This is a genomic window from Chryseobacterium defluvii (assembly GCF_003634775.1).
In the GTDB taxonomy this organism is placed as follows: Bacteria; Bacteroidota; Bacteroidia; order Flavobacteriales; family Weeksellaceae; genus Chryseobacterium; species Chryseobacterium defluvii.
The window spans coordinates 571038-590571 of record NZ_RBXB01000003.1 but is presented as its reverse complement, the minus strand read 5'-3'; the positions used below and the strand labels follow the sequence as shown (position 1 = coordinate 590571).

Below are 19534 nucleotides of genomic sequence, written 5' to 3'. Positions count from 1 at the left end.
TATTACATTATTTACTTATTTCTAAGAAGACTTTTCAGCCGCAGATTTTTTTGATTTCGAAGTCTTGCCTGTTAAAGCATCTTTGGCTTCGTTAACATCAAGAACTACTGTTTCTCCTTCATTTAATTGCTTGTTTACCAGCATTTCGGCCAATAAATCCTCAATGTACTTCTGGATCGCCCGTTTCAATGGTCTTGCTCCAAAGTCCTTATCCCATCCTTTTTCAGAAATAAAGTCTTTAGCATCTTCAGTTAATTCAACTTTATATCCTAATTTTTCAAGTCTGTTGTAAAGCTTGTTCAGTTCAAGATCGATGATTCTCTTGATATCTGTCTGCTCAAGAGAGTTGAAGATAATAATATCATCAATTCTGTTCAGGAACTCAGGTGCGAATGCTTTTTTAAGGGCATTTTCAATAGTGCTTCTGGCTCTTGTATCTGAACTTGACTTTTTAGCAGATGTCCCAAATCCTACACCATCTCCGAAATCTTTAAGATCTCTTGTTCCGATATTGGACGTCAGAATGATAATTGTATTTCTAAAATCAATTTTTCTGCCTAAACTATCCGTAACGTGTCCTTCATCCAGGATTTGTAATAAGATATTGAATACATCCGGATGAGCTTTTTCAATCTCATCCAAAAGAACCACGGCATAAGGTTTTCTTCTTACCGCTTCAGTCAATTGTCCCCCTTCTTCGTATCCTACGTATCCCGGAGGCGCACCAACCAATCTTGAAACCGCAAATTTCTCCATGTATTCACTCATGTCAATTCTGATCAATGCTTCGTCGGAATCGAACAGTTCTCTTGCCATTACTTTAGCCAGCTCTGTTTTACCAACCCCGGTTGTTCCCAGGAAGATAAATGTACCGATCGGACGGTTCGGGTCCTTAAGACCAGCTCTGTTTCTCTGAATGGCCTTAACAACCTTCTTCACAGCATCTTCCTGACCGATCACTTTTCCATTCAGCTTATCATCCATTTGAGCTAATTTATCCAGCTCATTCTTACCCACTTTGGTTACAGGAACTCCACTCATCATGGAAACCACCTCAGCAACATTTTCCTCCGTTACGGTTTCTTTTTTCTCTTTTACATTTTTATCCCATTGTTCCTGGGCGGCATTAAGCTCCATCTGAAGACGTTCTTCCTCATCTTTTAGCTTTCGGGCTTCAAGATAATCCTGAGCCTTTACGGCTTTTTGCTTCAATTCCTTAATGTCTTCAATTTTCTTTTCGAACTCAATGATCTCGGTAGGAACCTTCATGTTTTTAATATAAACACGGGAACCTGCCTCGTCCATGGCATCAATTGCTTTATCAGGGAGAAAACGGTCTGTTATATATCTCGATGTCAGATTGACACACGCAGCAATAGCTTCAGGAGTATAAATTACATTGTGGTGCTCTTCATACTTATCCTTAATCTGATTCAGAATCAGAATGGTTTCTTCAATAGAGGTAGGCTCCACCATTACTTTCTGGAATCTTCTTTCCAATGCTCCGTCTTTTTCAATATATTGACGGTATTCATCCAAGGTCGTCGCCCCAATACATTGAATCTCGCCTCTTGCTAAAGCAGGTTTGAACATATTGGATGCATCTAAGCTTCCTGTGGAGCTTCCTGCACCTACAATTGTATGAAGCTCATCGATGAATAAGATCACATCCCTGTTTTTCTCCAGTTCCGTCATGATGGCTTTCATTCTCTCCTCAAACTGACCACGGTATTTGGTTCCGGCTACTAAACTGGCCAGATCCAAAGTGATCACTCTTTTACCATAAAGAACTCTTGAAACTTTTTTCTGCTGAATTCTTAAAGCCAGACCTTCAGCAATCGCAGATTTACCAACTCCCGGCTCTCCGATAAGAAGAGGGTTGTTTTTCTTTCTACGTGATAAGATCTGAGAAACTCTTTCGATTTCTTTCTCGCGTCCGATAACAGGGTCCAATTTTCCGTCTCTTGCCAAAGAAGTAAGGTCTCTACCAAAATTGTCCAAAGTAGGTGTTTTACTTTTCGCAGAGCCTAAATTTCCTGTCGGCTTCCTCATCTGCTCAAATTCTTCTCTTTCTTCATCATCATCATAAGCGCTCATTTGAGGTGCCTGTCCGGAATTTTTAAGCATAGTCTGGTACTCTCTTGAAACCCCCTCATAGTCAATATCATAAGCTCCCAGAATATTCGAAGTAGGATCTTCATATTTATAAAGAATACCCAAAAGCAAGTGAACGGTATTAATTTCATTGCTTTTATATTGTCGGCATTCTAACTCTGCACGTTTGACGGCGTGATCCGCCATCTTAGTGAAAGAAATATTGGTAACCTCCTCAGAAATAGGATTTAGACTTGCTGTATTTAAAGTTTCAATTTTTCTTCTGATTTGTGTTAAATCCGCATTAAGGTTCTGAAGGATTTCTTTTGCAGAGTTTTCCGTTTTTATAATACCTAAAAGAAGGTGTTCTGTATTAAGAAATTCACTTTTCAGCCTTTTTGCTTCATTCTTGCTCTGTTTGAACACTTGGCTCAAACCTTGTGAAAACTTATAATCCATAATATATCTCAATTAGAATAAAGATAAAATCATCTTTATTCATTATCTAAATTACAAATATTTTACCAAAAATCAATTAATGACTTTATGTCACAAAAAATTTTATTATCTTATTGAAAATGACTAAGTTTGTTTCCCTTTAAAAATTTTGCATGAGCCCTGAAATTGCCACCTATATCGGATATGCTGCCTCTTTTTTTATTGTACTGAGTTTTGCTTTGAAAAATTTAAGAAAAATCAGGATCGTAAATATGGTAGGCTGTATCTGTTTTGTCATTTATGGCATATTCAGTGGAATGCTTTGGCCGGTTATTATTCCCAATGCCTTACTTTGCTTTGTACAGGTTTATCATTTGATAGCAGACAAGAAAAAGCAATGAAACGGAAAAAAATCATTACTTCAGCTTTCAGCAATTTGCATACGGATCAAAGAATTGAAAAGGTCTGCAGAACATTGTATGAAAACGGCTATGAGATTGAACTGATAGGAAATAATTGGAAGGGAGAAGAAAAAATGGAACGGCCTTATCCTTTTTCCAGGATTAAAATATTTTCAAAAAGCTTGAAAACCGCCTATTTTGAATTCAATTGGAAGCTATATCATGAATTAAAAAGAAAAGCGGATCAGAATACGATTCTTCATGCCAATGATATTGATGCCTTATTGCCCAATTACCTTATTGCCAAAAAACTGAACATCCCCTTGGTTTTCGACAGTCATGAAATTTTTTCCGAAATGCCTGCAATTCAAGGCAAAATGTCACAAAAAATATGGCGATACCTTGAAAAAAAGGTAATTCCGGAGCTGAAATTCATGATTACGGCAAGCGGAAGCTATGCAAAATGGTTTCAAAAGAAATATGGAATAAACCCTGCTGTTGTGCAAAATGCGCCAAGAAAATTAACTTTCGATAAGGAGTTGTATGACAACCATCCGAAAATTCTTTTATACCAGGGCGTGATCAATCCGTTTCGTGGAATCGATAAAGCTATTCTGGCCATGCATCATCTGGAAGATGTGATGTTTTACATTGCAGGGGATGGACCCAGAAAAAAAGAATATGAAGAATTGACAGGGCGTGAAAACCTTCAGCATAAAGTTACATTTCTGGGGAAGCTGCTACCCAAAGATTTAATAAATATTACTTTAACAGCAGACTGTTCCATGAGTATCGAGGAAAATGGAGGGGAAAGCTATTTTTATTCTTTACCCAATAAAGTGCTGGATTCTATTCAGGCCAGGGTTCCCTTAATACTTTCAGATCTTCCGGAAATGAGAAATATTAAAGATCAGTTTGATATAGGAGAACTTATTAAAGACCACAGGCCCGAAAACATTGCAGAGGCAGTAAAAGACGTTTTAAACAAAGGAAGAAAAAACTATCAAAACGAATTGGAAAAAGCGGCGGAAGTGTTTTGCTGGGAAAATGAAGAAGTGAAATTATTGAATGTTTTTCAAAAAGCATCTTCATAAATATTCTTTACAAATTGGTTATCTTTGCATAAAGAAATTGTTAACATGACCATTAAGGAAAAACAGCAGGAAATTATCGACGAATTTGCCTTTCTTGACGATTGGGAGCAGAAGTATGAATATATTATTGATCTTGGAAAAGAATTAAAAGGACTTTCTGCAGATAAAAAAACGGACGAAAACCTGATTAAAGGATGCCAGAGCAAAGTTTGGATCGATGCCGAATTCAAAGATGGAAAACTGTTTTTCGATGCAGATTCTGATGGTATTTTGCCTAAAGGGATTGTTTCTTTATTGGTAAGTATTTATAGCGGACATTCTACTCAGGAAATTCTGGATTCTGATTTCGATTTTATTTCAGAAATAGGATTACAGGAATTTCTTTCGCCATCCAGAGCCAATGGCTTAATGGCTATGACCAAACAGATTAAATTTTACGCAGTCGCTTATCAGCTTAAGTCGTGACCAGAATATTAGCATATCGCTTTTCTGCTTTTGGTGATGTTGCGATGACAGCACCGGTTTTCCGGGAATTCCTGGAGCAAAATCCGGATGTGGAAATAGTAATGGTTTCCAGGAAAAATTTTGAGAACTTATTTTCTGATATACCCAATGTCATATTCAAAGGAGTTAACCTGGATGATTATAAAGGTTTTTTTGGATTGAACAGGCTTGCCAATGAACTTTTGAAAGAATTTCACCCGGACATGATTGCAAACCTGCATGATGTAATCCGGACCAAAATTCTGGATAAGATATGCAGGAGAAAAGGGATGAAGGTGTTTAAAATTAATAAAGGCAAGGAAGAAAAAGAAAAATTAACCGATATCTGGAATCTGGAAAAAGAACAGTTGAAAACTACCGTTGAGCGGTATGCTGATGTTTTCCGTGAAATGGGTTTTAAAGTTGAGCTTTCTAACCGCTTAAGACCAAATTCTTCCCCTAAATCGGGAATAGGCTTTGCTCCTTTTGCTCAACATAAGGGTAAAATGCTTCCTTTGGAAAAATCATATGAGCTCGCGCGGGTTTTAGCACAAAAACATCAGTTATACTTCTTCGGAGGCGGAAAAAAGGAAACCGAAACCTTAGACCAATGGGAAAAAGAGATTCCTAATACAAAAAGTTTGGCAGGTAAGCTAAGCCTTACGGAAGAACTTACTAAAATTTCAGAATTAGAATTAATGATCTCAATGGATTCTGCTAATATGCACCTGGCCAGTTTAATGGGGGTAAAATGTGTTTCTATCTGGGGGGCAACTCATCCTTATGCGGGTTTTCTCGGATTTGGACAAAGTGAAGATGATGTGGTTCAGGTAAAAGATTTAAGCTGCAGGCCGTGTTCGGTATTTGGTGACAAAGAATGCTACAGGGGAGATTGGGCGTGTCTTGAGGAGCTTAATATTCAGAAGATTATAGAGAAGATTAATTTATAAAATAAAAAGTAATTAATTTAATTGGCATAATATTTTAATAATATAATTAAAATACGATTATGAAATTAATAAAAAAAATAGGAGCAATAGCTCTGATAGGATTGTTTATTACTTCTTGCGTTCCACGTTTGAAGCCTAATGGAAATCATGGGCTTCCTCCGGGCCAGGTTAAGAAAGCAACAGGAGCAAAATCTGCCAAACAGTATGCCCCGGGACAATATAAAAAATAGCAATATGCTAAGATGAAAAAGCCACAACAATCCGTTGTGGCTTTTGGTTTATGATTACAATCATAATCTTAATGCTGAAATATTATTATTTTTAAAACGAAATCAATCCATTATATTTTCATCTTTAACAAACTATCTTCTAACTTCCCTTCGTCAAGGGAAGTTTTTTAATCTTAAAAAGAGAATGAAAATAAAAAAACCGCAACAGATGTTGCGGTTTTTTCTGTGGGTCCTGAGGGATTCGAACCCCCGACCCTCTGGGTGTAAACCAGATGCTCTGAACCAACTGAGCTAAGAACCCGAATTTTTTTGAAAGGTTTCGTTTCCTTTTCTGTGGGTCCTGAGGGATTCGAACCCCCGACCCTCTGGGTGTAAACCAGATGCTCTGAACCAACTGAGCTAAGAACCCTCTATACTTGTTTTCTCGTTTAGAGTGGTGCAAATATACGACTTATCTGGAAATCTCCAAATTTTTTTCTAAAAATTCTCCGACTACAAAGTTGCTGCCACCGATAAAAATCATTTCTCCCTTTGTACATTCTTGTTTAGCAGAAAGATAAGCTTCTTGTATGGAATTTGAAATTTTATAATTTATTTTTGCTTTTTGAAGCAGGTCTTCATACTCTTTCGGATCCCTTCCTCTGTTAATAGAAGGTTTTGCAAAATAAAAGTCAGAATTTTCAGGCAATAAATTCATAACGTCATCTATTTTTTTATCATTTACGAAGCCTAAAATAACGTGCTTATGCTTTTTAATAGAATTTAATTGAGCAAAAACCTGTTCCAGGCCGGCCTGATTATGGGCCGTATCACAAATTGTCAGGGGATCTTTTGAAAACTCAAACCAACGGCCAATAAATCCTGTGTTTCTATGAACGTTTAATAAGCCTTTTTCCAGATTATTGCCGGTAATGGTGATATCAAGCTTTCTCAATTCCTCAACCAGTGCAACAACAACCCTGATATTTTTTCCTTGATAATTTCCTTTTAAATCAGAAGAAAAATCAGTTTTTAACAAACTTGCATCAATAAACTGGGCATTTTCCTCTTCTGCTTTTTCTTTAATGATATCTTGTACTGTTTCATTCTCATCTCCGGAAATAATGGGGGTATTGTTTTTAATGATTCCTGCTTTTTCCCTGGCAATTTCTTCAATCGTATCTCCTAAAATATTTTGATGATCTAATTGAACATTGGTGATAGCAGAAACCAATGGTTTAATGATATTCGTAGAATCGAGCCGGCCTCCTAAACCGACTTCAATAATGGCGAAATCAACCTTTTGCTGATAAAAATATTCAAAAGCCATAATCGTAGTGAACTCAAAAAAAGAAGGACGAATATCTTCCGGAAGATTTTTAAGCTTTTGGATAAAATTAAAAACAAATTCCTTATCGCAGTTTTTACCGTTTATTTTAATACGTTCCGTAAAATCAATAAGATGAGGCGAGTTATATAAACCAATTTTATAACCGGATTCCTGAAGAACTGAAGCCAGCATGTTGCTGGTAGATCCTTTTCCATTAGTTCCTCCAATGTGGATACATTGTATTTTTTCCTGGGGATTATCAAAGAAAGCGCAAAGTTTTGTGATGTTTTCTAAACCGGGTTTATAGGCCTTCTGCCCATCAGTCTGATAGTTGGGAGCCTGTACAAAAAGCCATTCTACGGCTTCCAGGTATTGCGTATTTGTCATGATGCACATTGTCTTAAAGTTTTTGTGAAATGCTACACGGGGCAAAAATAATCATTACACATAAATTACTGCCAAAAAATTCATTTGAGGGATCAAACAAAAAAGAGAGCCTTTAAGGGCTCTCTTCACAGATATGAAATCATTCAATAATTAGAATTTTATTTTCTTAGCAACTGTTTTACCGTTTTCTAAAGTAACATTTACAAAAATAATCGCATTCACTGTTCTTAAAGGAGATGAGTTAAACTCTGTAGAGTTTATATTTTCATTCGCCAGTATTCTTCTTCCGGAAGAATCATATACAGTAACTGATGAGATTTTGTTATTACTTTTTACATAAACCGATGAGTTGATTTTTGTAATAATTGTACCATTATTGCTTTGTACTGATTTCCCTGCCGATAAGGTTTGATCCTGGATGATTACGGCATAATCTTCTACTTGCCCCCGGGTAGGATTGTAACATGCATTAACGGTAGAAGCAAAATTATTACTGTCTCCAATAACTCTAAGTCTTAAGGGTGTATTTAATACTGCATTCGCAGGAGGGGTAATAGAGGTAGTTACTACTGCAGCAGATGATACAGTTTGGTTCACCACTATTTCTGTAGTTTCATTAAACTGTCCATCATTGTTATAATCTATATAAGCTCGTATAATATGTACAGGATTATTTGGGCTTGCAGGGCCAGGAGCAATAGTAATTGTAGTTGGTGTCGTTAACGGGATTGTCGTGGTCGCTTTACCCAAACAATAACTGCCAATGAAGTTCTCATAAAAATTGTTAAAGTTCTGCTGATAAGTTAGGGAATAGTTATTAATGTCACCAAACTTAACAGAGGTAATTCCATAATCAAAATTGCTAGGACTCGTAATTGTGGACGGAATACAAGCCGGAGTTAAAGAAACATTATTGTTGCTTGAGGTAGTGCCTAACGCAGGTGAATTAAGTAAGCTTTGTCTGTATTGCAGAAGGTTTGCAATGGCCCTGTCCCTTTGCCCTGCAGTGAAGCGGTCTCGGGTACAAGCGGTATAGGTCATTATATTAACTTCGGCTCCAGCATAGATTACGCCTGTACAAGGATTAATCTGCCCTGCCTGGCAGGGAGTGGTGTTTGCTGATGAAAGGGTATTGGGTTCAGTATCGCAGACCTTATCCCCATTTAAAGTACAATCAGTATTTGCAGGGCAGGTAGTCCCGGAAGACCCCTGCTGAGTATGATACAGGCCCATTGCGTGGCCAAACTCATGAGAAAGGACATGATGTCGTGAAGGCGATGTTACTGCAGTATAATTAATGATGGCATGATCATTACTGTCACCATGAAACCATGCGTAAGCGGCCCACCCACCAATGGAAGCTCCCCCTCCTGCAGTATCCTTCACTATATAAATGTTGTAATATTTTGAAGGGTCCCATTTTCCCAAAGCGGTAAGATCCAGCTGATACATTCCGGCCTGTCCGGGATCCGTATCCACCCCATAATTTACATAATTGGGAAGGGTTACGGTAAACCTGTTGATTCCGTTAGTAGGATTACAGTTAGGATCAATTTTAGCAAGGACTAATTTGACAGGAATAGGAGAGCTCATTCCCGAAGGGGCTACATTCCCGGCATAAATTTCATTTGCATGATTGATCCAGTTGATAATTTCCGTATCTGTCCTGTTGCAGGATGTACCTAGAGGGCTTCCATCGCTTACCACATGAACAACAACCGGAATTTCATACAGTTGTGTGGTTTTGGAATAAAATTGACTGAATTCCCCACTTTTGATCCTTTTTGAAAGAGCCTGGTTAAAAGCGTCTTCTTTTATTTTTAATTCAGGATGTTTGGCATAAAGATCATTCATGATCTTGTCGGTACCACACTCATCACTACTTTTAGTATTTTGTGAAAAAGTAAATGAAAAGCACAGAAAAAAAAATATTGGTAAATAATTTTTCATAATATTTGTATTATAAATTTTTATAGAAAAAAACTTAATGATTACCAAGTTTTTAGACTTTGGTTTCTGTTTTTCAGAAATGTTTTATATAGATTCTTTTGAATTATTTTTTAATGAACTCTTTAGAAAAAGTATTTTGGTCTGTTTGGATGGTAAGGATATAAGTTCCTTTTTCTAAATTCATGACATCCAGTACGTTTCCATCATACCTTAGATTGATTTTTCTGCCGGAGACATCAAAAACACGTACAGATTTTATTTTTTCTTTAGAGTTAATGGTTAAATAATCTGAAGTCGGGTTGGGAGAAATGGATAATAGTTTTTTATCTGACACCTCATTGGCTGATAATGTTGCAGGATTAATGGCCTCTATACTGTAATTATCTACTGCAAAAGTATTGACAACACTATTTCCTGTAATAAATAAACCTGTAATATCATGTCTCAGAGGCACCAGACCAGGAGTAATGGTGGATCCGGCCGGTGGAGTTATGGGATAAGTCATACCATTTATAGTATAGGTAGCGGTAGCATTGATAGGATCATAGGTATACCCTACAGAGATCCAGGTATTAGCTGGGAAGCTGGTCCCTGCTACAGCCTGATAAATTCCGGAAGGAGTGCCACTACTATTCGTAAAATTCGCAAGCGTGTTTATCGCTTTAGTCGAAGTATTATAAAAAATTCCTATAATTCCCTGTCCGGTTGTACTAAAAATCCTGGAACCTGTTCTAACAACTCCGGATGATGTTCCGGTATAAATTTCCAAAGTGCCTTTTATAACATTATTTCCTGGTGTCCGGTTGTTCCAGGCAGTATCCAAACCGTTTTTTGAGACAGTACGGCTGGATGCTGCAGTAGCTGTCGCTCCGGTTTTTACCTGTAAAGAATTGATATGGGCGGCATCAACGGCAAAAATTTGAAAATCGGAATTGCTCCCATTGGTCCCTGTAGTATACATTCCGCCCTGACCGGCAGTAGTACCGGTAATATCTGTCCCTATGTTTCCTATAGTATAGGTATTATAATTGTCGGTTTCTAGAATTTGAGCTGTAACAGTAATGGTCGCCGTAAAGAATGTAAATAATAAAAATTTTTTCATAATCTTGAAGTTTAGAATTTGTTTAAACATTTATTTTCCGAAGAATATATTAGAAATGGGCAAAAAATCACAGGGCAATCTGTATACTATTTAATGCTTAAGTGCTTGCTGGTAGTATTGAAGCGACCTAACCAAGTATTTGTATCTTTCTTAATTCCTATTTTTATAGCCCGTTATCAGAATCTAAACAATATTTGAAAATAAGCCAGGATTATATTAATAGTTTTTTGAACAGAATCTCTTCATTCGAATATTCTAAAGGTAAAAAGGCAATACAAAAAAAGGAATACTGTATTTCTACTGCAGCAGAATAAATCCCATATACAAAAGGAGGAAATAAAAAAATGAAGTGCAGATGCAGTGTTAAAAAGAGCTTTGAACAAAATAAGAAGCCACGTTTTCTATAAAAAATAACAAAAAAACAAGAACACTAATTAGCTCTCTCTCTCATATCAAGGCAATAATCTAGTTGTCATAATATTAAAATTTCTCCGGGTGTTTAAAGAAATATTAATTTTTCTAAGCTGTAACTTTTTTATATTTGATTCGTCTAATAGGATAAATAGAATAATATGAAAAAAGTTTGGATCATCGTTTTTGGATTAGCTTGCCTGGGTATTCATGCTCAGAAAAAATGGTCCTTAAGAGAATGTGTAGATTATGCGGTAAAACATAATCTTCAGGTTATCCAAAATGAATATTCAAAACAAATTCAGGATACTAATCTTAAAATGGCAAGAAAAGAATATCTGCCTTCAGTATCCGGAAATATGAGCAATAACGTGAGTTTCGGACAAACATCCTTTGGTACGGGGAGTTTGAGAAACGACCGATTCAGTAACAGCGCTAATCTAGGAGCGGATATTTTAGTATACAATAACGGGAGATTAGAGAAGAATATCAGAAAAATTCAATTTGATGTAGAGGCAAGTCAGTATGATGTGGAAACTATTAAAAATGATATCTCCCTACAGATTGCTCAACAATATTTAACGACACTTTTAAATAAAGAAATTGTAAAAATTTCTCAGAGTGCGGTGGAGAATGCACAAAAGCAATATTACAGAGCCAATATAACCACGAAGGTAGGAACTACGGCACAAACGGTTCTTGCAGAAGCGGAAGCGGGATTGGCAAGAGAAAAGCAAAATCTTAAAACAGCCGAAATTAACGTAGGCAGAAGCTTATTTGCCCTGGCTCAGCTTTTACAATTACAGGATTATAAAGGATTTGATGTAGAAGATGTGAATATACCGGATCAGTTAGAATCTCAATTAAAATCCGTTGATGAGGTTTTAAATACGGCTTACGAAACCCAGCCGCAGGTTAAGGCAGCTGAAAGCAGAATCAGGGCAGCAGAAGCCCAGACGGAAGTTTCCAAAACGGCATTTTGGCCTACTGTGACGGCAAGTGCGGGTATCGGAACATTTTATAATAATTTATTGAATAAAAGCTACGATCAATTCGGGAATGTTGTTAATGATCCGGCTTTTTTCCAACAATATAAAGATAACTTCGGACAGCAGGTGGGTGTTTCAGTCAATGTCCCTATTTTTAATAAAGGGATTACGAAACTTCAGGTAGAGCAATCTAAAATTAATGAAAGCATAGCCAAAAACACGTTGGAGCAACAAAAGCAGACCGTAAGACAAAATGTTCAGAAGGCCCAGTTTGATGTGGATGCCAATTATGAAACCTATTTATCAGCGGTAGAAACAGCGAAAAGTACGAAGCTTGCGTTGGATTTTGCGGATAAGAGCTATGCAGCCGGGAGGTCTACCATCTATGATGTGAATGTTGCCAGGAACAATTATGCCAATGCGCAGGGATCTGTGGCACAGGCGAAATATAATTACCTTTTCAGTCTTAAATTGTTGAATTTCTATGCAGGAATTCCATTAAGTTTGTAGAATGTCTATTCAAGCCCTAGAAAAATATTTACCACAACATACACTGCAATATTTAAAAGTTTGGTTTGCAGATTATTATATTCATATAAAGATTACAAAAAACAGGGATTCTAAACTAGGAGACTATAGAAAGCTTCCGGATAATTCCCATGAGATAACCATTAATTCTACTTTGGTTCCCCAACTTTTTTTCTTTGTTCTGACTCATGAGTTGGCTCATTTAATTGCGTTTGAAAAATACGGAAAAAGAATCTCTCCCCATGGACATGAATGGAAGGATACTTTCAGACAGATGCTTTTGCAAAGTATTGAGGTTTATGAAGAAGAATTGAAGCCTATAATTGTAAAATTTTCAAAATCTCCAAAGGCTAATTTCATGTCCAGTCCGGATCTTGTGAAATATTTTCATATTGAAAAACAGGATGATAACCTGCTTTTTATTCAGGAATTACAAAAAGGGGAATATTTTATATATCGCAGAGAAAAGTATTTATTAGAAGGTCTGATTAAAAAAAACTATCTTTGTAAGAACCTGGCTACTGGAAGGAAGTATTCTTTCAAACCTTTGGCAAGGGTAGAAAAATGCACTTAAGTATGTCAAAATCAGATAAATACTGTGTAATTATGGCAGGAGGAATCGGGAGCAGATTCTGGCCTTTGAGTACACAGAAATTTCCAAAACAATTTCAGGATATTTTAGGAGTTGGACGTACAATGATTCAACAGACTTATGACAGGATCAGCAAAATAATTCCTAACGAAAATATATTCGTTATTACCAATAAAGAATATGTGAGCCTTTCTCATCAGCAATTACCGGAAATCCCGGAACAGAATATTGTTGGAGAGCCCATGATCAAGAATACAGCCGCCTGTAATCTGTATATGGCCAATAAAATTGCGGAGATCAATCCGGATGCTACAATGATTGTTTTGCCGGCAGACCATTTGATCCTGAAAGAAGATGTATTCCTGGAAAAAATGGAGCTTGCGTTTGATCTTGCTTCTAAAAACGAATATCTTGTAACATTAGGAATTACTCCTACCAGACCGGATACGGGATATGGTTACATTCAATTTGTAGAAAAGAAAGGATCAGAATATTTTAAAGTTAAAACCTTTACGGAGAAACCGATTTTAGAAATAGCACAAAGCTTTCTGGAAAGTGGGGATTTCCTGTGGAATGCAGGAATTTTTATCTGGAATGTAAAAGCCATTCATCATGCTTTTGAAGCATTCCTTCCCGAAATGACACAGCATTTTATGGCGTGTGAATATAATTCAGAAAATGAGGACAGCTGTATCGAAACCATTTATCCTAAAGTTCAAAAAATTTCTATTGATAATGGGATTTTGGAAAAGGCAAAGAATGTATATGTAATTCCTTCGGATTTAGGATGGAGTGACCTTGGTACTTGGACTTCAGTGTATGAAAATACTGAAAAAGATGAGAACAGAAATGCGGTAAAGCAAAAACATATTCTTACCTATAATTCGAAAGGCAATATTATTCATATCAAAAACAGTAATAAAGCTGTCGTAATCGATGGGCTGAAGGATTACATTGTTGTGGATACGGAAAAAGTATTACTGATCTGTCCGAGAGATCACGATCAGCTGATCAAAGATTACGTTCTTGACCTCAAAAACTTCAAAAAGGGAGAAAAGTTCATGTAAGAGAATTGGCATACTTTCTGCCGGGTTTGAACTATGGAAAGAATAACATCCAAAATCATATTATTTGCATTCTTGGTTTCGGGGACACTCATATATTCCCAGGCCAAGAAAAAATTCACCAGTATTCCAGGGCTTCTGCAAAGAATGATACCTAATGAAAAAGTGGATTTTTGGGTTTTGGTGCATAATAATTACGGAAAAGATCAGGAAATTAAAATTTCCGGTACGAAAAAGGGATATACACCACAATTTTCAGGATTTGATATTTTTCCTGAAGAAGACAGCTTTTTTTATATTGCTTATTCATCTTCCGGAAAAATGGGATATGTTACTGATCTGGCTGCGCTCAAAGAGTTCGTGGGAAAAGTTGATAATGCAGAAGAAGCCGCCATTACAGCAACAATAGAAGGTTATGTGGTGGATGAGGAGTTTAAGGATGTTGCAGGAAACTATTATGAAGATGGAGTCAATTATTATCTGGACCTTGGGAAGTTGACTTCAACAGAATGTCCTTATCAGAAAAATCATTATACTCTGACGGTAAGTAAGGCTACAGGAGCTATTACCACCGTAAAAGATAACGGAACCTATATAGAGCTTTACAATAAAAAATGTAAAAATAACCCAAGGCTTTTAAAGCTTGAAAAAAAGGAAGAACCCAAAGATGAGTCTAAAAAACCAACCGGATCAACCAAAAGAAAATAGATTTTACGAAACAGAAAGACTGATTATTCGTCCCATGTCTTTGGATGATGCCGCTTTCATATTTGAGCTGTATAACAGCCCGAAATTCATTAAATATATCGGGGATCGCGGCATTAAAACCCTTTCTGATGCAGAGAACTATATCAGGAACAAATTTCTTCCACAGTTTGAAAAGTTAGGTTACGGAAATTATATAATGATTACCAAAGAAGGAAATGAAAAAATAGGGGGAGTAGGGATCTTTGAAAGAGACGGTCTTGATGTTGTAGATATAGGCTTCTCAATGTTGGACGGCTTTGAAGGGAAAGGTTATGCTTATGAAGGTGCCATAAAGGTGAAATCCATTGGGATGGATGACTTCGGACTGAAGAAAATTTCGGCAATCACATCAAAAGACAACTACTCTTCACAAAAACTGATTGAAAGATTAGGCTTAAAATTCCAGAAGTATGTAACCCTTCCTAATGAAACGGAAGAGTTGATGTATTACGAGACAGAATAATATTTTCCTATTGTTATTCTGAATAAAAACGAAGCATCTCTTTATTCAGCAAAGAGATTACATAAATCCAATATTGTAAGAGGCAAAAAAAGTCAACAAAGTTGATTTTATTACGTTCTAAAAGCCTATGCTTCCAAAATCTGTTCAGCAGCCGTTTTGGAAGTTACTTTCTCGATAACCCTCATACAAATTCCATTTTCATCAAAAATAAAAGTGGTTCTCACGATTCCCATATAGGTCTTTCCGAAAGTGGTTTTTTGCTGCCAGACTCCAAATTTTTCTACCAAATCACGGTTTTCATCAGCGATCAGATCATAAGGGAACGCAAATTTATTATGGAAGTTCTTCTGCTTTTTAACGGTATCAGCACTTACGCCCAACAGCTGAAATCCGGCTTTCTTCAACTGGGAATAATTGTCGCTGAGGTTGCATGCTTCTACAGTACAGGTCGGAGTATTAGCTTGAGGATAAAAGAATACAACCAGCTTCTTTCCGATTAATTTTGAGGATCGTATTATTTTTCCGTCTTGATTAATTCCTTCAAATTCCGGTAATTGGTCTCCAACTTGCAGCATAATGTTTAATTTTGTTCAAATTTAAGGGTTACATGACAAAAAAACAAAGAGCAGAGCTTATTCAGCAGGAATTAGAAAAATTATATCCGGAGGTTCCCATTCCTCTGGATCATGTGGATGCATATACATTAATGGTTGCCGTAGCACTTTCTGCACAGACAACAGATAAAAAAGTGAATCAGGTAACTCCGAAGCTTTTCGAAGTGGCAGGAACTCCTGAAAAGATGGCCCAACTGGAAGTGGAAGAAATCAGAGAATTGATCAAAGAGATAGGACTTTCCAATACAAAGGCAAAAAATTTAAAGAGAATGGCCGAACTTCTTTTGGAAAGACATAAAGGAGTCGTTCCCCAAACATATGAAGAGCTGGAAGCTCTGCCGGGAGTAGGGCATAAGACCGCCTCTGTGGTAATGAGTCAGGGGTTTGGTTATCCAGCGTTTCCGGTAGATACCCATATTCATAGGTTGATGACACAGTGGCAGCTTACCTCAGGAAAGAATGTGGTGGAGACAGAAAAAGATGCCAAAAAAATCTTCCCCGAAAGTGTATGGAACAAGCTTCATCTTCAGATTATTTTCTATGGAAGGGAATATTCTCCGGCAAGAGGCAAGGGAGACAAAGATTTTATTACAAAAATGCTGTTCGATAAATAAAAAAAATTCCCCTTCATTGAAGGGGTGGATTTTTGCAAAGCAAAAAGACGAGGTAGGGATCGTCTTTTAACTGTCCAGCAATCTTCTGTGATAATTAATCTGCCCCAAATGATAATCCAAATGAGAAAGAAGATGGATTAAAAAATATCCGGAAGTCATTTTATTTTCAAAAACAATAAGCGGATATTCTTTTTCCAAATCATGATCATTAAGTTGGTCAAGAGTTTTTAGAACAATATCCAACGTTTCGTCTACTTTGTGGATCAATTCTGCTCTGGGAACATTTTTTAATGAAAATTCAAGATCCCGGTTTCTTACATAGCCTGAGTTTCCAAGAACGGCTCCTATAAAATGACTGAGGTTTCCAACTAAATGAAGACAAAGATTCCCAGCTGAATTGGCAATATTCTTCTCCGTATTCCAGATTGCGGATTCATTCTGATAAGACTCTATTTCAGTTCTTAATTTATTTAAATCCCTCGTGTAGAGAGATTTTAGAGATTCTATTATCATCATTTTTATTTCTGCTTCTTCGCCCAAAGCTCCATTTTCCTGTTCAAAACATCCAACGGAAGACATCCCTGACTTAAAATCTCATCATGGAAGCTTGCCAAGCTGAATTTATTACCTAATTCCTTTTGGTATTTACTTCGTAATTCTAATATTTTCAGGGAGCCTATTTTATAACCCAATGCCTGTCCCGGCATCGCCATATATCTTTCAATGGCAGAAATTGCATTTTCTTCTGAATCAGAAATATTGTTAAGATAATATTTTATAGCCTCTTCTCTTGTCATTTTTCCGGTATGTAATCCGGTGTCAACAACCAATCTCACTGCTCTCAACATCTGATCACTTAAATATCCCATTTTCTGGTAAGGGTCTGTATACAGCCCGAATTCCGGACCTAATGTTTCACAGTAATGGGCCCATCCTTCTCCATACGCTCCAAACCATCCGAATCTCATAAACTTAGGAAGCTTTGTATTTTCCTGTTGAAGGGAAACCTGGTAATGATGTCCCGGAATAGCTTCATGAAGAAAAAGAGACTCCATTCCTGAAGTTACATTAAACTTGGAAGGATCAGGAAGAGGGACGTAGAAAATTCCCGGTCTTTTACCGTCGGGAGTTCCTTGAATATATTCGGCACTTGCACTGGCTTCCCTGAATTTTTCCGTTTGTCTGATTTCAAACTTGGTTTTTGGGGTTACGCTGAACATTGTTTTCAGTTTCGGAGTGATTTTAGCCAGAATTCCGTTAAAGCCATCTAAAACTTCTTTTGAAGTTTTGTAAGGCATTGCTTTGGGATCTGTTTTTACAAAATTGATGAATTCTTCCAGCGACCCGGAGAAACCAACCTGTTGTTTTACTTTTTCCATTTCAGCACGAAGCATTGCCACCTGCTGTAACCCTATCTTGTTGATCTCTTCAGGAGATTTATCCGTTGTTGTCCAGCTTTTTACATAATATTTATAAATATCATTTCCTTTAGGTAAGCTGTTGTAACCGTCTGTTTCTCTTGATTTAGGCAGGTATTCGGTCTGAAGGAAATTTCCCATTTTCATATAAGCAGGAATGATCTTTTTGGAAATGGCATTTTTATAAAGAGTAATGTATTTATCTTTCTGATCTGCGGTAAAATCTTTCGGGAAATTCTTGATAGGGCCATAGAAAATATTTTTCTCAAAATCCGGAGTAACGATCTCTTCGGATTTCATTTGAGGAATCATTTTAACCACCAGTTTCTTAGGAAGAACCACTTTATTGTTGATCCCTTCACGGAAATTTTCGATGGCAGCATCCATCCATTCCGGGAACTTTTCCATTCTTTTCAACCAGTCATCATAATCTTTCTCTGTTTTGAATGGCTGGCTTCCCTGTCCGCTTCCGTATAAAGGAAAAGTAAGCGGTAGTCCGCCAAATTGAGTAAACGGAATATATTCGGGATGATAAGCATAGGCTTCGATTTTATCTTTCAGAGTATAATCAAGAACATCATATACTACTTTGTCTTCATCTGATAAGCTTTTGTAATCTACCTGCTCCAATTGTTTCTGAACCGAATTGTAAAAAGCAATTTCACCTGAAATAAAATCTTTATCAATATTAATAGGCAGTTGATCGTTGTATCTTGTATCTCCCTGAGAAGTAGCATCTAGAGGATATAATTTAAGATATTGCTCATAATAATTTGAAGCAATGGAATCCAAATTGGTTGGAGTTACTTTAGTTAGGGGAGAATCGGATTTTTTACAAGAAACCAAGCTGATTGCAAGGCTTATACCGAGGATACATCTGGATAAAATATTTTTCATTTTCAGGATCTTTATGAAAACAAAAGTAAGTAATATTAAGATAACGGGAGGCCTGTAGAGCTTATTTTCAAAATTATTTTTTCAAAATATTTTTCACATTCAATCAATTTTTTATCTTTGTTGAAAACGTTTAACACTCATATTATTACAGTTCTTTTTTTAAGACACAATGAAAGGGATTTTAAAGATTTACCACCCGGAAGAAACGCTAAAATACAATATCAGAAACACTTATTGTAAAGCAGTCTATAGTAACCAGCAACACTTTCTTGAGGTTGAAATTATCACGGATGACAGTTTGGATCATGTGGATGATGATTCTTTGCAATATAATTTTCCTCAGCTTTCGCTTGAAGTTTTTGATTTCCCTATTGAATCTGGGGAAATTGAAGGAAAAACAATTCAGATCACGGATACCGATGATGAAACATACACGGAAGTAGATCTTTTTGATGACGAGGACGCCTATATTTATGATAATGAACTTTTGTTCGAGAGGAATGAAGAAGGTGAACTTCAGGTGATATGGAAGGGAACGATTGATGATTTTTACACAGGATCAGATACTCCGATTCCTTTCAGATTAAAATGTGAATTTAAGCAAGACGATATTGAAGTAGACGAAGAATAATTTGTCCATCAATATTTTTTTATATCGAATTTCTTTTCAAACCTGTTTTTGGAAAGAAATTTGCTTTTATGTTATAACATAATTTTAAGTTGTTTTTAAGCAATTTTTAAGAGACCAATTAATAATAT

The 19534-nt window shown here is 36.5% G+C and carries 19 protein-coding genes and 2 tRNA genes; 12 read left to right on the top strand and 9 right to left on the bottom strand.

The window, feature by feature from the left end; all coding sequences use genetic code 11:
- Nucleotides 1-21 precede the first annotated feature (21 nt).
- Nucleotides 22-2553 (bottom strand): ATP-dependent Clp protease ATP-binding subunit, encoded by a 2532-nt coding sequence (locus tag BCF58_RS14590; protein WP_121462540.1) that lies wholly within the window; start codon nt 2551-2553, stop codon nt 22-24.
- A 152-nt stretch (nt 2554-2705) separates the two neighbouring features.
- Between BCF58_RS14590 and BCF58_RS14585 the strand changes: the two genes are divergently transcribed.
- The 5 genes from BCF58_RS14585 to BCF58_RS17480 are packed head-to-tail and all read left to right on the top strand — an operon-like array spanning nt 2706 to nt 5690.
- The gene (locus tag BCF58_RS14585) at nt 2706-2933 is read left to right on the top strand and encodes a uroporphyrinogen decarboxylase (RefSeq protein ID WP_121462539.1); all 228 of its coding nucleotides are present in this window, start codon (nt 2706-2708) and stop codon (nt 2931-2933) included.
- Nucleotides 2930-4027 carry a glycosyltransferase family 4 protein gene (locus BCF58_RS14580; protein ID WP_121462538.1) on the top strand — a complete coding sequence of 366 codons (1098 nt, stop codon included), beginning with the start codon at nt 2930-2932 and terminating at the stop codon, nt 4025-4027. The genes BCF58_RS14585 and BCF58_RS14580 overlap by 4 nt, the downstream gene beginning before the upstream one ends.
- A 45-nt stretch (nt 4028-4072) precedes the next feature.
- On the top strand, nt 4073-4492 hold the full coding sequence (locus BCF58_RS14575; RefSeq protein WP_121462537.1) for a SufE family protein: 420 nt from the start codon (nt 4073-4075) through the stop codon (nt 4490-4492).
- On the top strand, nt 4489-5460 hold the full coding sequence (locus BCF58_RS14570; protein ID WP_228434812.1) for a glycosyltransferase family 9 protein: 972 nt from the start codon (nt 4489-4491) through the stop codon (nt 5458-5460). Before BCF58_RS14575 ends, BCF58_RS14570 begins: the two co-directional genes overlap by 4 nt.
- Nucleotides 5461-5519: 59 nt before the next feature.
- Nucleotides 5520-5690 carry a hypothetical protein gene (locus BCF58_RS17480; RefSeq protein WP_170149034.1) on the top strand — a complete coding sequence of 57 codons (171 nt, stop codon included), beginning with the start codon at nt 5520-5522 and terminating at the stop codon, nt 5688-5690.
- 226 nt (nt 5691-5916) lie between these two features.
- Here the strand turns inward: BCF58_RS17480 and BCF58_RS14565 are convergent.
- The 5 genes from BCF58_RS14565 to BCF58_RS14545 all read right to left on the bottom strand — a co-directional run bounded on the left by BCF58_RS14565 (nt 5917) and on the right by BCF58_RS14545 (nt 10438).
- Nucleotides 5917-5991: transfer RNA gene (locus BCF58_RS14565), tRNA-Val, on the bottom strand.
- Between the two features lie 33 nt (nt 5992-6024).
- A tRNA-Val gene (locus tag BCF58_RS14560) sits at nt 6025-6099 on the bottom strand.
- A 42-nt stretch (nt 6100-6141) separates the two neighbouring features.
- Nucleotides 6142-7386: a bifunctional folylpolyglutamate synthase/dihydrofolate synthase gene (locus BCF58_RS14555; RefSeq protein WP_121462914.1), complete on the bottom strand. Its 1245-nt coding sequence runs from the start codon at nt 7384-7386 to the stop codon at nt 6142-6144.
- Nucleotides 7387-7536: 150 nt separating this feature from the next.
- Nucleotides 7537-9336, bottom strand: coding sequence for a M43 family zinc metalloprotease (locus BCF58_RS14550; RefSeq protein WP_121462535.1), 1800 nt, complete (start codon nt 9334-9336; stop codon nt 7537-7539).
- Between the two features lie 103 nt (nt 9337-9439).
- Nucleotides 9440-10438: a T9SS type A sorting domain-containing protein gene (locus BCF58_RS14545; RefSeq protein ID WP_170149033.1), complete on the bottom strand. Its 999-nt coding sequence runs from the start codon at nt 10436-10438 to the stop codon at nt 9440-9442.
- 572 nt (nt 10439-11010) lie between these two features.
- On the opposite strand from BCF58_RS14545, the gene BCF58_RS14540 reads away from it, so the two are divergent.
- The 5 genes from BCF58_RS14540 to BCF58_RS14520 are packed head-to-tail and all read left to right on the top strand — an operon-like array spanning nt 11011 to nt 15232.
- Nucleotides 11011-12348 carry a TolC family protein gene (locus BCF58_RS14540; protein ID WP_121462533.1) on the top strand — a complete coding sequence of 446 codons (1338 nt, stop codon included), beginning with the start codon at nt 11011-11013 and terminating at the stop codon, nt 12346-12348.
- 1 nt (nt 12349) lies between these two features.
- Nucleotides 12350-12940 carry a SprT-like domain-containing protein gene (locus tag BCF58_RS14535; RefSeq protein ID WP_121462532.1) on the top strand — a complete coding sequence of 197 codons (591 nt, stop codon included), beginning with the start codon at nt 12350-12352 and terminating at the stop codon, nt 12938-12940.
- 2 nt (nt 12941-12942) lie between these two features.
- Nucleotides 12943-14025, top strand: a complete 1083-nt coding sequence (locus BCF58_RS14530) for a mannose-1-phosphate guanylyltransferase (RefSeq protein WP_228434811.1) — start codon at nt 12943-12945, stop codon at nt 14023-14025.
- Between the two features lie 33 nt (nt 14026-14058).
- Nucleotides 14059-14730, top strand: coding sequence for a hypothetical protein (locus BCF58_RS14525; protein WP_121462531.1), 672 nt, complete (start codon nt 14059-14061; stop codon nt 14728-14730).
- Nucleotides 14690-15232, top strand: coding sequence for a GNAT family N-acetyltransferase (locus tag BCF58_RS14520; protein ID WP_121462530.1), 543 nt, complete (start codon nt 14690-14692; stop codon nt 15230-15232). The genes BCF58_RS14525 and BCF58_RS14520 overlap by 41 nt, the downstream gene beginning before the upstream one ends.
- 125 nt (nt 15233-15357) lie before the next feature.
- On the opposite strand, the gene bcp is transcribed toward BCF58_RS14520, so the two are convergent.
- Nucleotides 15358-15807 (bottom strand): thioredoxin-dependent thiol peroxidase, encoded by a 450-nt coding sequence (gene bcp / locus BCF58_RS14515; RefSeq protein ID WP_121462529.1) that lies wholly within the window; start codon nt 15805-15807, stop codon nt 15358-15360.
- A gap of 32 nt (nt 15808-15839) precedes the next feature.
- Between bcp and nth the strand changes: the two genes are divergently transcribed.
- Nucleotides 15840-16460 (top strand): endonuclease III, encoded by a 621-nt coding sequence (nth, locus tag BCF58_RS14510; RefSeq protein WP_121462528.1) that lies wholly within the window; start codon nt 15840-15842, stop codon nt 16458-16460.
- 66 nt (nt 16461-16526) lie between these two features.
- Here the strand turns inward: nth and BCF58_RS14505 are convergent, their stop codons facing one another.
- Together BCF58_RS14505 and BCF58_RS14500 are read right to left on the bottom strand one after the other, a co-directional pair.
- Nucleotides 16527-16973, bottom strand: a complete 447-nt coding sequence (locus BCF58_RS14505; protein ID WP_121462912.1) for a DinB family protein — start codon at nt 16971-16973, stop codon at nt 16527-16529.
- A gap of 5 nt (nt 16974-16978) precedes the next feature.
- Entirely contained in the window at nt 16979-18775 is a 1797-nt protein-coding gene (locus tag BCF58_RS14500; RefSeq protein WP_121462527.1) for a DUF885 domain-containing protein, read from the bottom strand.
- A 169-nt stretch (nt 18776-18944) separates the two neighbouring features.
- On the opposite strand from BCF58_RS14500, the gene BCF58_RS14495 reads away from it, so the two are divergent.
- A complete protein-coding gene (locus tag BCF58_RS14495) occupies nt 18945-19406 on the top strand; it encodes a hypothetical protein (RefSeq protein WP_121462526.1) in 462 nt (153 codons plus the stop codon).
- Nucleotides 19407-19534 lie beyond the last annotated feature (128 nt).

Bases quoted from the DNA above. Each gene is read 5' to 3' on its own strand.
- nth (WP_121462528.1), top strand. From the start codon at position 15,840: ATGACAAAAAAACAAAGAGCAGAGCTTATTCAGCAGGAATTAGAAAAA.
- BCF58_RS14505 (WP_121462912.1), bottom strand. From the start codon at position 16,973: ATGATAATAGAATCTCTAAAATCTCTCTACACGAGGGATTTAAATAAA.
- BCF58_RS14520 (WP_121462530.1), top strand. From the start codon at position 14,690: ATGAGTCTAAAAAACCAACCGGATCAACCAAAAGAAAATAGATTTTAC.
- BCF58_RS14580 (WP_121462538.1), top strand. From the start codon at position 2,930: ATGAAACGGAAAAAAATCATTACTTCAGCTTTCAGCAATTTGCATACG.
- BCF58_RS14535 (WP_121462532.1), top strand. From the start codon at position 12,350: ATGTCTATTCAAGCCCTAGAAAAATATTTACCACAACATACACTGCAA.
- BCF58_RS17480 (WP_170149034.1), top strand. From the start codon at position 5,520: ATGAAATTAATAAAAAAAATAGGAGCAATAGCTCTGATAGGATTGTTT.
- BCF58_RS14500 (WP_121462527.1), bottom strand. From the start codon at position 18,775: ATGAAAAATATTTTATCCAGATGTATCCTCGGTATAAGCCTTGCAATC.
- BCF58_RS14590 (WP_121462540.1), bottom strand. From the start codon at position 2,553: ATGGATTATAAGTTTTCACAAGGTTTGAGCCAAGTGTTCAAACAGAGC.
- BCF58_RS14585 (WP_121462539.1), top strand. From the start codon at position 2,706: ATGAGCCCTGAAATTGCCACCTATATCGGATATGCTGCCTCTTTTTTT.
- BCF58_RS14525 (WP_121462531.1), top strand. From the start codon at position 14,059: ATGGAAAGAATAACATCCAAAATCATATTATTTGCATTCTTGGTTTCG.
- BCF58_RS14545 (WP_170149033.1), bottom strand. From the start codon at position 10,438: ATGAAAAAATTTTTATTATTTACATTCTTTACGGCGACCATTACTGTT.
- BCF58_RS14575 (WP_121462537.1), top strand. From the start codon at position 4,073: ATGACCATTAAGGAAAAACAGCAGGAAATTATCGACGAATTTGCCTTT.
- BCF58_RS14540 (WP_121462533.1), top strand. From the start codon at position 11,011: ATGAAAAAAGTTTGGATCATCGTTTTTGGATTAGCTTGCCTGGGTATT.
- BCF58_RS14550 (WP_121462535.1), bottom strand. From the start codon at position 9,336: ATGAAAAATTATTTACCAATATTTTTTTTTCTGTGCTTTTCATTTACT.
- bcp (WP_121462529.1), bottom strand. From the start codon at position 15,807: ATGCTGCAAGTTGGAGACCAATTACCGGAATTTGAAGGAATTAATCAA.
- BCF58_RS14530 (WP_228434811.1), top strand. From the start codon at position 12,943: ATGTCAAAATCAGATAAATACTGTGTAATTATGGCAGGAGGAATCGGG.
- BCF58_RS14555 (WP_121462914.1), bottom strand. From the start codon at position 7,386: ATGACAAATACGCAATACCTGGAAGCCGTAGAATGGCTTTTTGTACAG.
- BCF58_RS14495 (WP_121462526.1), top strand. From the start codon at position 18,945: ATGAAAGGGATTTTAAAGATTTACCACCCGGAAGAAACGCTAAAATAC.